15 protein-coding genes are annotated in these 11,114 nt (G+C 61.1%); 2 read left to right on the top strand and 13 right to left on the bottom strand.

The window, feature by feature from the left end:
- From EN949_RS14945 to EN949_RS14920, 6 genes are all read right to left on the bottom strand, one after another.
- On the bottom strand, window positions 1-595 hold a 595-nt coding region (locus tag EN949_RS14945), incomplete at its 3' end, for a pyridoxal-dependent decarboxylase (RefSeq protein WP_245472405.1).
- A gap of 100 nt (window positions 596-695) precedes the next feature.
- Window positions 696-1,427 (bottom strand): peptidase, encoded by a 732-nt coding sequence (locus EN949_RS14940; RefSeq protein ID WP_013531816.1) that lies wholly within the window; start codon window positions 1,425-1,427, stop codon window positions 696-698.
- A 132-nt stretch (window positions 1,428-1,559) separates the two neighbouring features.
- Window positions 1,560-2,354 (bottom strand): transglutaminase family protein, encoded by a 795-nt coding sequence (locus EN949_RS14935; protein ID WP_063172085.1) that lies wholly within the window; start codon window positions 2,352-2,354, stop codon window positions 1,560-1,562.
- Window positions 2,355-2,439: 85 nt separating this feature from the next.
- Window positions 2,440-3,381: an alpha-E domain-containing protein gene (locus tag EN949_RS14930; RefSeq protein WP_024503501.1), complete on the bottom strand. Its 942-nt coding sequence runs from the start codon at window positions 3,379-3,381 to the stop codon at window positions 2,440-2,442.
- A gap of 140 nt (window positions 3,382-3,521) precedes the next feature.
- Complete coding sequence (locus EN949_RS14925; protein ID WP_024503502.1) at window positions 3,522-4,934, bottom strand: circularly permuted type 2 ATP-grasp protein; 1,413 nt, start codon at window positions 4,932-4,934, stop codon at window positions 3,522-3,524.
- Between the two features lie 171 nt (window positions 4,935-5,105).
- A complete protein-coding gene (locus tag EN949_RS14920; RefSeq protein WP_010909609.1) occupies window positions 5,106-5,342 on the bottom strand; it encodes an Lrp/AsnC family transcriptional regulator in 237 nt (78 codons plus the stop codon).
- A gap of 264 nt (window positions 5,343-5,606) precedes the next feature.
- Between EN949_RS14920 and EN949_RS14915 the strand changes: the two genes are divergently transcribed.
- Entirely contained in the window at window positions 5,607-6,026 is a 420-nt protein-coding gene (locus EN949_RS14915; protein ID WP_013531820.1) for a DUF4864 domain-containing protein, read from the top strand.
- 4 nt (window positions 6,027-6,030) lie between these two features.
- Here the strand turns inward: EN949_RS14915 and tgt are convergent, their stop codons facing one another.
- The 7 genes from tgt to coaD form a co-directional block, all read right to left on the bottom strand.
- Window positions 6,031-7,161, bottom strand: coding sequence for a tRNA guanosine(34) transglycosylase Tgt (gene tgt, locus EN949_RS14910; protein ID WP_127365888.1), 1,131 nt, complete (start codon window positions 7,159-7,161; stop codon window positions 6,031-6,033).
- A complete protein-coding gene (locus EN949_RS14905; protein WP_127365887.1) occupies window positions 7,154-7,423 on the bottom strand; it encodes a hypothetical protein in 270 nt (89 codons plus the stop codon). The genes tgt and EN949_RS14905 overlap by 8 nt, the downstream gene beginning before the upstream one ends.
- Window positions 7,413-8,501 (bottom strand): tRNA preQ1(34) S-adenosylmethionine ribosyltransferase-isomerase QueA, encoded by a 1,089-nt coding sequence (gene queA, locus EN949_RS14900; protein WP_127365886.1) that lies wholly within the window; start codon window positions 8,499-8,501, stop codon window positions 7,413-7,415. The genes EN949_RS14905 and queA overlap by 11 nt, the downstream gene beginning before the upstream one ends.
- On the bottom strand, window positions 8,501-8,950 hold the full coding sequence (locus EN949_RS14895; protein ID WP_013531824.1) for a DMT family transporter: 450 nt from the start codon (window positions 8,948-8,950) through the stop codon (window positions 8,501-8,503). Before EN949_RS14895 ends, queA begins: the two co-directional genes overlap by 1 nt.
- A 12-nt stretch (window positions 8,951-8,962) precedes the next feature.
- The gene (locus EN949_RS14890) at window positions 8,963-9,475 is read right to left on the bottom strand and encodes a peptidylprolyl isomerase (protein WP_013531825.1); all 513 of its coding nucleotides are present in this window, start codon (window positions 9,473-9,475) and stop codon (window positions 8,963-8,965) included.
- A gap of 40 nt (window positions 9,476-9,515) precedes the next feature.
- Window positions 9,516-10,010, bottom strand: a complete 495-nt coding sequence (locus tag EN949_RS14885) for a peptidylprolyl isomerase (protein ID WP_224619653.1) — start codon at window positions 10,008-10,010, stop codon at window positions 9,516-9,518.
- A gap of 109 nt (window positions 10,011-10,119) precedes the next feature.
- Entirely contained in the window at window positions 10,120-10,620 is a 501-nt protein-coding gene (gene coaD, locus EN949_RS14880; protein ID WP_063167940.1) for a pantetheine-phosphate adenylyltransferase, read from the bottom strand.
- A gap of 322 nt (window positions 10,621-10,942) precedes the next feature.
- Here coaD and EN949_RS14875 point away from each other — a divergent pair, with 322 nt between their 5' ends.
- Window positions 10,943-11,095: a hypothetical protein gene (locus tag EN949_RS14875; RefSeq protein WP_081714296.1), complete on the top strand. Its 153-nt coding sequence runs from the start codon at window positions 10,943-10,945 to the stop codon at window positions 11,093-11,095.
- Window positions 11,096-11,114: the final 19 nt, after the last annotated feature.

Here is an 11,114-nt window from a genome sequence, read left to right as displayed (position 1 = left end):
GCACGAGATTGTCCTCGCCGATGCCGGACACCCAGATCGCCCGGTCGATCGACGTGTGCACCTGGTCGGAGGAGTAGATGCGCAGCCGCGCCTGCCCTGCCAGGCCCTGTTTGTTGCCTTGCCAGTCGAGTGCCCGTTCGCGCATGGTCAGCACCGCGGCCAACGTCGCCGATGAGGCTGAATCCTGGATTACGCCCGAGAAGCCTTCCGGCAGACCGAGCGCCTGGCGCATCCAGTCGACGGTGCGCGTTTCGAGTTCGGTCGCCGCCGGCGACGTCTGCCACAGCATGCATTGCGCGGCCATCGCCGAAACAAGATATTCCGCCACCACCGAAACCGGCGCCGCATTGGCCGGGAAATAGGCGAAGAAGCGCGGATGCTGCCAATGCGTCATTCCCGGCAGGATCTTCTCTTCGAAATCGGCGAAGATCCGGTCCATCGGTTCGGCGTCTTCGGGCGGCGAAACCTCGATGCTTCTGGAAACGGCGCCGGGTTCTACCAGTGGCCGCACGGGGCGGTCGCGCAGATTGTTGCGATAGTCAGCGCCCCAGTCGGCGGCGCGCCGCGACCATTGCCGGAAATCATCATTGTTCATCCTGTCCTCCCGACATGATCCATCGCTACCATCCGTCGCGGTTGGTCTCTTATTAATTAACGCGTGAAATATATGCAACCAGCAAGAGATGCCGCACGCCTCAGCCAGGGAAATCCGGCAAGCTGGCAAAAGCCGTCTTCAGCGCATTCGACCAGCCGTCGGAGATCGTACGGTAATACTGGTCGTCCTGACCGATCCGCTTCTTCAATCCGACCTTGAAAGCGTCCTTCTCCAGGAAGAGCAGGTCGAGCGGCAAGCCGACAGACAGGTTCGACTTCAACGTCGAATCGAACGACACCAAAAGCAGCTTCACCGTCTCGGCGAGGCTCATCGTCTTTTCGTAGGCGCGGATGATGATCGGCTTGCCGTATTTGGTCTCGCCTATCTGGAAGAACGGCGTGTCATCGGTCGATTCGATGAAATTGCCTTCGGGATAGATCATGAACAGGCGCGGCTCGCTGCCCTTGATCTGACCGCCGAGGATGAAGGACGCATTGAAATAGGAATCCGCCTTCTCGCCAGCGGGTGACGAATTGGCGATGACCTCCTTGACCGTGTCGCCAACAATGCGGACCGTTTGGTACATCGAGGGCGTTTCGAGCAGTGTGGAATGTCTTTCGGAGATTGCCTTGGTGCGCTCGTCAAGCAGGCTGACCACGGCCTGCGTCGTCGCCAGATTGCCCGCCGACATCAAAACGATGACGCGTTCGCCCGGCTCTTCCCAGACATGCATCTTGCGAAAGGTGGAGATGGAATCCATGCCTGCATTGGTGCGCGTGTCGGACATGAACACGAGCCCGCGATCGATCTTCAGGCCAACGCAATAGGTCATGGAATCTCTTCTAGAGCAATTCCAGGAAAAGTGTGAAGCGGTTTTCCGTCCGGAATTGCGTTAAAACAAAGGGATAGAGCGGTTCGGGGTTCCTTGAAACGATGAACCGCTCGGCAGCAATCTTGCGGAGGATTACTGCTCCACCGTGACGGTGACCGCAAGCTGTTCTTCCGCCTGTCCCAGCCGAATTCCCGACACCGGCGTGGCGTCGCGGTAATCGCGGCCCGTCGCCACCTTTACATAGCGCTCGTCGGGCGAGATGCCATTGGCGGCATCGAAGGCAACCCAGCCGAGACCCGAAACATGCGCTTCGGCCCAGGCATGGCTGGCCGCCTGCTCGACCGTCGCATCCAGCATCAGATAGCCGCTGACATAGCGGGCCGGAAAGCCCATGGCACGGGCGGCGGCGGCAAAGATATGGGTATGATCCTGGCAGACCCCGGTCTTGAGCGCCAAGGCTTCCTCCGCCGGCGTCGTCGCATTGGTCGTGCCGGGCGTGTAGGCGACGCGCTCTCCGATGACAGCCATCAGCCGGTGCAGCCGTTCGATGTCGCTGCCCTTGCCAACCGATGCGGCGAGTTCGCGGATACCGCTGCCGATCACCGTCAATGGTGTCTCATGGCTGTACAGCCAGAGCGGCGTGAAGCCCTGGTGTGGCCCCGAGACGCCCGCGGTGTCGCGCGTCACCACTTCGCCCGACGCCTCCACCGTGATGAAGTCGCGCTCGCCCTCGACGCTCAACAGCCTTGTGTCGTTGCCGAAATGGTCGACAAAGCGGACCTCTTCGCGCGCGCCTTCGATCGCCAGAGCCCAGGACAGAACGGTCTGCGTCGACCCGCTGACCGGAAGCAGCCGCAGCCGCTGCAACAGATAGTGCACCGGCGTATCGTAACGGTACTCAGTTCGGTGGGTAATCTTCAGCCGCATGCTTCTATTCCGTTTGTGAGCGCGATCTCCGGACAAACGGTTTCCGTTTGTCTAAGAAAACCGGCTCCACCTTTCGGGACCATGCTCAATTGAACCGATAATCTTGTGCGATTTCGTCGCCCAGCTTGGTGTTGTCGCGAATGAAATTGGCCAGGAATTCATGCAGCCCGGTATCGAAGATATCCTTGATCGACCCGGCTCTCAGCATTGTCTGCGTCTTCTCGGCCGTTGCGTGGCAGGCATGGCGCTCGCCGTAATCGTCGCCGAGGAATTTCAGATGCTCCGACAGGAAGCGATAGCAGAACATCAGCGAACGCGGCATGCGGACATTGAGGATCAGATAGTCGGCAATGTTGGTCGGCTTGTAATCAGCATCGTAGACCCAGCGATAGGAGCGATGCGCCGAGACCGAACGCAGGATCGATTCCCACTGATAATTGTCGAGCGTCGAGCCAACCCAGGAGATCGACGGCAGCAGCACATAATATTTCACGTCGAGGATGCGCGCCGTGTTGTCGGCGCGCTCGACGTAAGTGCCGAGTTGCGAGAAGTCGAAGATCTCGTTGCGCAGCATGGTGCCGTAGAACGAGCCGCGGATCAGCGCCGTCTCGCGCTTGATGGCGTCGAGCACGCTTGGCAGGTCGCGCTCGTCGATCGGCTTGGCCAGCATCCGCTTCAGCGCCATCCAGGCTTCGTTGATGCTTTCCCAGGTCTCGCGCGTCAGCGCGGTGCGCACCATGCGGGCATTGTTGCGGGCTGTCTCGATGGACGACATCGTGCTCGATGGGTTCGACGTGTCGCGCAACAGGAAGTCGGCGACATTGGCGGCGGTATAGTCGGAATATTTCTGGCTGAAGGTGACGTCGGAACCAGCGCTGAGCAGCACCGAATTCCACTCTTCCGAGGCGCTTTGGGTGCGGGTCAGCGCCATGCGCAGGCCGGCATCGACCAAGCGCGCCATGTTTTCCGCCCGCTCGATATAGCGGTTCATCCAATAGAGCCCGTTTGCGGTGCGGCCTAAAAGCATGAAGTGGCCCTTCGGGCTAGTGAGTAGCGAATAGTGAGCAGTGAATATTAAGCAATTGAATCTCAATGAAATATGGCATTTCCTGTCCCTCTATTTCCGCTACTGACTACTGACTACTGACTATTCCCTACTCACTCGTCTCAATCATCCAACACCCAAGTATCTTTCGTCCCGCCGCCCTGCGACGAGTTCACAACCAGCGAACCTTCCTTCAACGCGACGCGTGTGAGGCCCCCAGGCACGATCTGGATGCGGTCGGAGACCAGCACATAGGGCCTGAGATCGACGTGGCGCGGCGCCAGCCCTTTTTCCGTCAGGATCGGGCATGTCGACAGCGCCAGCGTTGGCTGGGCAATATAATTCGATGGCTTGGCCGCCAACTTCTTGGCGAAGGTCTCGCATTCCTTCTTGGTTGCCGCAGGCCCGACCAGCATGCCGTAGCCGCCGGAACCGTGCACTTCCTTGATCACCAGCTCGTCGATGTGTTCGAGCACGTATTTCAGGCTGTCGGGCTCCGAGCAGCGCCAGGTCGGAATGTTGCCCAGGATTGCCTTGCGACCGGTGTAGAACTCGATGATCTCGGGCATGTAGGAATAGATCGCCTTGTCGTCGGCTATGCCGGTGCCCGGCGCATTGGCGATGGTGATGTTGCCGGCGCGATAGACATCCATGATGCCGGGTATGCCAAGTGCGGAATCCGGACGGAACGTCAACGGGTCCAGGAAAGAATCATCGACGCGGCGGTAGAGCACATCAATCTGCTTGTAGCCTTCCGTCGTGCGCATCGCGACATGGCCGTCGACCACGCGCAGGTCCTGGCCTTCGACCAACTGCACGCCCATCTGGTCGGCAAGGAAGGCGTGTTCGAAATAGGCGGAGTTAAAGCTGCCGGGCGTCAGCACCGCAATGGTCGGCGCACCTTTGGTGCTTTGCGGCCGCACCGCCGCCAGCGACTGGCGCAGAAGCTGCGGGTAGTTTTCCACCGGCCGCACCTTGATCTTCTGGAACAGCTCGGGGAACAGCTGCATCATCGTCTCGCGGTTCTCCAGCATGTAGGAGACGCCGGAAGGCGTGCGCGCATTGTCCTCCAGCACGTAGAACTCGTCCTCCGAGATGCGGACGATGTCGACGCCGATGATGTGGGTATAGACGCCGGCCGGCGGCCTGACTCCGATCATCTCCGGCAGGAATGCCTCATTCCTGGCGATCAATTCCCTGGGGACGCGCCCTGCCCGCAGGATTTCCTGGCGATGGTAGATGTCGTCGAGGAAGGCGTTCAGCGCCTGCACGCGCTGCTCGATGCCCTGCGTGAGGCGCCGCCATTCATTGCCTGAAATGATGCGGGGAACGATGTCGAACGGGATCAGCCGCTCGGAGGCTTCTTGCTCACCATAGACGGCGAAGGTGATGCCGGTCTTGCGGAAGACGCGTTCAGCGTCCTGCATCTTCTCGGTCAGCCTGGCTGGATCCTGCTCCTTCAGCCAGCGATCATACGCCGAATACGGTCTTCTCAATCCGGAGACTTCCGGAAGCATTTCATCGAACGCTGCCAATCGCATACTCCCCTGTGACGCCATTTCACTGGCGTCGCCGGAGAAAATCAAGCGCAATCGGTGATTTGGGAGATACGGGCGATCAGTATGTTGCGCCTGCCTAAAATTGAGGCAGCTGAAATATGACCTTGATCAGCCTTTGCCTCGTGCCCGGGCAAATGCGTTTACCAGCTAGAAAGCACGGAACGTGACGACGGTGAACGTGTCCTTGATGCCGGGGAGAATCTGCACCTTTTCGTTGACGAAATGGCCGACGTCTTCCTCGTCGTCGACATAGAATTTGGCGAGCAGATCGTAGTTGCCGGCGGTGGAGTAGATTTCCGAGGCGATCTCGGCATCGGCAAGCGCGCTGGCAACCTCATAGGATTTGCCGAGCTCGCATTTGATCTGCACGAAAAACGCCTTCATGGCTTCGTCCCGCTAAACGTCCAAGTCCAGCGGCCCTTCTGGCAGACTGGAGGCGGGCTTTCAAGCGCTGGAATCCGTACTCTGCCGGCCCAGGCCTGGGCTGCGACCTGCCGCAGCTCTCCGCCAGCATGCAACCTGCCGCCGAGCGCCAGCGATTATTCGCGATCGCTGAAACCGCGATGCGCTGCCAAGCGTATGTTATGATGCGTCTTCGGACAGCACCATTTCAAGGGAAGATGTTTCGCGGGACAACGGAGACAGGCCATGCGCCGCGCCTTTTTCGCATTCGCAGTCGTTCCATTCCTCTGGGTGTCGTCGGCATTGGCCGGCGATGCCGAGATCAAGGCAGGCCAGTCCGTCATCGACGGTCAGCTAAAGGCCCTCATCGCCAATGACGGCGCCACCGCCTACAGCTTCGCCGCCCCGAATGTGAAGCGGATCTTCCCGACCGTCGATGCCTTCATGAACATGGTGACCAACGGCTATCCGCCGGTGCGCAAGCCGCAGACTTATTCCTTCGGCAAGGTCGAGGAGACTGGTCCGGGTTCGATCGTCCAGCAGGTGCTGATCGTCGGCCCCGATGGCAAGGATTACGAGGCGGTCTATACGCTGCAGCAGCAGCCCGACGGCACGTTCCAGATCACCGGCTGCAGCCTGCGCGCCTCGAATTCGCTCAGCACTTGAGGCCTTACAGCAACGGGATATCGCCCCTCGCCCAGCCCTCGGTGATTTCGGCGCCGCGCGCCTCGAAGGTGCCAGCCTCGATCGCAGCGCGGATGTCCTGCATCAGTTTCTGGTAGTAGGACAGGTTGTTCCACGTCAAAAGCATGGCGCCGAGCGCTTCCTGCGAGCGCACCAGATGATGCAGATAGGCGCGTGAGTAGTCACGGGCGGCCGGGCAGTCGCTTTCCTCGTCGAGTGGGCGCGGATCGTCAGCATGGCGGGCGTTGCGCAGATTGACCTTGCCGCGCCTTGTATAAGCAAGGCCGTGGCGGCCGGCCCGTGTCGGCATCACGCAGTCGAACATGTCGATGCCGCGCGCCACCGACTTCAGGATATCGTCAGGCGTGCCGACGCCCATCAGATAGCGCGGCTTGTTATCAGGCAGCTCCGGACAGGTGATGTCGAGCATCTCGAGCATCACCGCTTGCGGTTCGCCGACGGCCAGGCCGCCGACCGCATAGCCCTTCAACTCCATCGCGCTCAGCGCCTGCGCCGAACGCACCCGCAGCGCTGCGTTGTCGCCGCCTTGCACGATGCCGAACATCGCCTTGCCCGGCTGGTCGCCGAACGCCGTCTTGCAGCGCTCGGCCCAGCGCAGCGACAGCTCCATGGCGCGCTCGATCTCCTTCATTTCGGCCGGCAGCGCCGTGCATTCGTCGAGCTGCATCTGGATATCGGAATCGAGCAGCCCCTGAATCTCGATGGACCGCTCCGGCGACATCTCGTAGGCGGCGCCATCGATATGCGAGCGGAAGGTGACGCCCTTTTCCGTCAGCTTTCTCAGCTTCGACAGCGACATTACCTGGAAGCCGCCACTGTCGGTCAGGATCGGATGCGGCCAGCGGGCGAATTCATGCAAGCCGCCGAGCCGTGCCACACGCTCGGCGCCTGGCCGCAGCATCAGATGATAGGTGTTGCCAAGGATGATGTCGGCGCCGACGCCGCGCACCTGGTCCATATACATCGTCTTGACGGTACCGCCGGTGCCGACCGGCATGAAGGCCGGCGTGCGGATTTCGCCGCGCGGCATGTCGATCACGCCGCGCCGCGCCTTGCCGTCGATTGCCAGAACCTTGAAGCTGAACGGCTTAGTCATTGAATTCCTTGTCGTGGACCGGGGCGTCCGGCGCCTGATTGTCGAGCGACTGGCGGTAGTGGATGCAGCCGCGCATGAATTTTGGCCAGGGCGGCACGGCGATCGATGGTTCGTTTTTTTCCGGCAGCAGGTTCCACAGATCGGGGTGATGCCAGCACAATTCATGGCCGGTGGAATCGCGGTGCTGGCGAATGCCGGCGCGCAGTTTTTTCACTTCCGCGATCAGCGCATCGCGGTCCAAGGCTTGCAGATCATCGTCCATCGCTCGTCTCCGCTCGGAAAAGCAGGCTTGCGTCGCCATAGGAATAGAATCTGTAACGGTTCTCGATCGCATGGGCATAGGCCGCGCGCATCGTGTCGAGGCCGCTGAAGGCCGAAACCAGCATGAACAGAGTCGAGCGCGGCAGATGGAAATTGGTCATCAGCATGTCGGCGGTGCGAAAACGGTAGCCGGGCGTGATGAAGATATCGGTCGGGCCGGACCACGGAGCCAGAGTACCGTCTTCACGCGCCGCACTCTCCAGCAGACGCAGCGAGGTCGTGCCGACAGCAACGATGCGCCCGCCCCTTGCTCTTGCGGCATTCAGGGCGTCCGCAGTGGCTTCGCTGACCGACCCGGTCTCGGCATGCATCTTGTGGTCGGCGGTGTCGTCCGCCTTCACCGGCAGGAACGTACCGGCGCCGACATGCAAGGTGACGAAGCGGCGTTCGACGCCTTTGGCGTCAAGCGCTGCAAAAAGCTCCGGCGTGAAATGCAGGCCCGCTGTCGGAGCCGCGACGGCGCCCTCCTCGCTTGCATAGATGGTCTGGTAATCGGCCCGGTCGCGTTCGTCGTCGTCGCGTTTCGAGGCGATATAGGGCGGCAGCGGAATATGGCCTACCGCGTGCAGCGCCTCGTCGAGGAACGGCCCCGACAGATCGAAGCCAAGCAGCGCCTCGCCGCCCTCGCCTTTCTCGATCACCGTGGCGTCGAGCTGACCGAGGAAACAGGAATTGCCGTCATGGCCGAAATGGATGCGGTCGCCGGCGGCAATGCGCTTGCCCGGCCGCATGAAGGCCAGCCAGCGGTCCGGCGCCATGCGCATATGCAGCGTGGCTTCGACCTGCGCCGTCGCCTCGCCCCGCCGCCTTATGCCTTTGAGTTGCGCCGGAATGACCTTGGCGTCGTTGAACACCAGCACGTCGCCGGCACTGAGCAAGGACGGCAGGTCGCCAACCGTCCGGTCCTCGAGCCCTTCGCCGGGCTTGACCAGAAGCATCTTGGCGCTGTCACGCGGCTGCGCCGGGCGGAGCGCGATGCGCTCCTCCGGCAGCTCGAAGTCAAAGAGATCGACGCGCATCAGTAGAGCCGGACGAGCAGCGCTCCGGCCAAGAGCAGCACCGCGCCCGCAACGCGTCCCAGCGAGATTTCACGCACCGCGACGCCGAGGAAGCCGACGCGGTCGATGAGCATGCCGGCCAGCAACTGGCCGGCGACCAGAAACGCCATCAGCGCGGCAGCACCTATGCGTGGCGTCAGGATCGTCGACAGCGTGACATAGAAACCGCCGAGCATGCCGCCGGCCACGAACAGCCAGGGCGCCGGCGCTTTCCAGTCGAGCGAGATGCCTTGCAGCTTCACCACCGTAACGGAGATGATGCCGAGCACGATCGCGCCCGACAGGAACGAAAACGCAGCCGCCGCGACCGGGAGACCCAGGCCGCGCGCCAGCTGCGAATTGATCGGCGCCTGAATGGCAATGAAGGCGCCGGACAGGATGCCGAGAAGCGACCAGACGACGCCCATCATTGTCGTTTGCCCTTACTTGACGTCGGCCGCGACCTTCAGCGACACGATCTTGTCGGGATCCTGCACCGGCTCGCCGCGCTTGATCTTGTCGACATTGTCCATGCCTTCGATGACCTGGCCCCAGACCGTGTACTGGCGGTTGAGGAAGGCGGCATCGTCGAAGCAGATGAAGAACTGCGAATTGGCCGAGTTCGGGTTCTGCGAACGGGCCATCGAGCAGGTGCCGCGGCCATGGTTGGCGTTGGAAAATTCGGCCTTCAGGTCCGGCTTCTCAGAGCCGCCCATGCCCGCGCGGGACGGCGCGAAGGAAGGCTTGCTCGAATTGCCGAACTTGACGTCGCCGGTCTGGGCCATGAAGCCTTCGATGACGCGGTGGAAGACCACGCCGTCATAGGCGCCTTCCCTAGCCAGTTCCTTGATGCGGGAGACGTGGCCCGGCGCCAGGTCGGGGAAAAGTTCGATGACGACCGTGCCCTTGGTCGTTTCCATGATGAGCGCGTTCTCGCGGTCCTTGATTTCGGCCATGTCAGATATCCTTTTGAGAAAACAGAGTTATTTGACAATTTTACTTGTCTGCGGCGATGCGCACCTTGATCATCCGGTCGGGGTCGGAGACCGTGCCGTTATCCGCCTGGTCGCCCTTCTTGATGTGATCCACCAGTTCCATGCCGCTGACGACATTGCCGACGATGGTGTACTGGCCGTCGAGCGGCGGTGCCGGAGCGAACATGATGAAGAACTGCGAATTGGCCGAATTGGGGTCCTGCGAGCGGGCCATGCCGACCACGCCGCGCTTGTAATGTTCGGTCTGCGAGAATTCGGCCGGCAGGTCGGGCAGGTCGGAACCGCCGGTGCCGACGGCCTCGGCGCTGAAACCCTTTTTCATATTGCCGAACTTGACGTCGCCGGTCTGCGCCATGAAGCCGTCTATGACGCGGTGGAAGGCGACGTTGTCATAGGCGCCTTGGCGCACCAGCTTCTTGATCTGCTCGACATGCTTTGGCGCCAGATCGGGCCGAAGCGCAATGGTGACGTCTCCGTCCTTCAGCGTGATGACCATGGTGTTTTCCGGGTCGGCGGCGAAGGCCGAGACCGATGCGGTCACAAGGCCGGCAAGCACAACGAGGAACGAGGCGAGCTTTTTCAGCTGCATATCTATCTCCGGAATCTTATTTCGCGAATTTGGCGGTGAGCGCACCGGCAACCGCCGCCGGCACGAAGGGGCGGATGTTGCCTCCCATAGAGGCAATCTGGCGGACAAGTGTGGCGGTAATGGTGCGCACGGACGGGCTGGCGGGCAGAAAAACCGTCTGCAACTCAGGTGCCATAGTCTCGTTCATGCCGGCCATCTGCATCTCATAGTCGAGGTCGGTGCCGTCGCGCAGGCCGCGGATCATGATCGAGGCGCCGTGCTTCCTGGCGGCGTCGATGACCAGCCCCTCGAAGGCGACGACCTTGATACGGGCACCATCGCTGCCGAATTCCGCCTTCGCCGCCGTCTCGATCAGCTTCACCCGCTCCTCGAAGGAAAACAGCGGCTGCTTGCCCGGATGGATGCCGATCGCCGCATAGACGATGTCGGCCACGGCCAGCGAAGCCTTCAGCACATCCAGATGGCCGTTGGTCAGCGGGTCGAAGGAGCCGGCATAGAGGGCGATGCGTTCGGTCATGGCAGGTGCTTCTAATGCATGATCCCAAAAAGTGGAAACCGGTTTTTGCGGACAAACGGTTTTTCGTTTGTCCTAGAGATCATGCTCAAATGAAAGCTAGAGCCTGTTCCGTCTTCCGTCCACCAAGATGGAACAGGCTCTAGCGAGCCTCTCTCGCAAAGGCAAATCCGATCGGGGCGCCGGCCGTGAACCTTTTCCGGCACATGAACGACAGATGAACACGCTGATCACGAAGCCTTCACGCAGCGTTCACTAGGTTGCACCTTAATAAGATGAAACCAAAATCCCATCTATCCGTTGTTAGGCGCAGGAGAACACGCACATGCTGATCTACATGCTCGCCACCGCAATGACCGTCGCCATGCTGATCGCCACCGTATTTGGGCTGCATCAGGAGGCACAACGCATCCGCGTCAAGGCAAACACCAAGCGCTTCGAAGGCTTCGGCCCGCGTAAGCCATATCGCCACTACTGATAAAGCCTGGACTTGCTGC

This window comes from Mesorhizobium sp. M7A.F.Ca.US.007.01.2.1 (assembly GCF_003998165.1).
GTDB classification, from domain to species: domain Bacteria; phylum Pseudomonadota; class Alphaproteobacteria; order Rhizobiales; family Rhizobiaceae; genus Mesorhizobium; species Mesorhizobium ciceri.
This window is presented reverse-complemented; position numbering and strand designations above follow the sequence as displayed.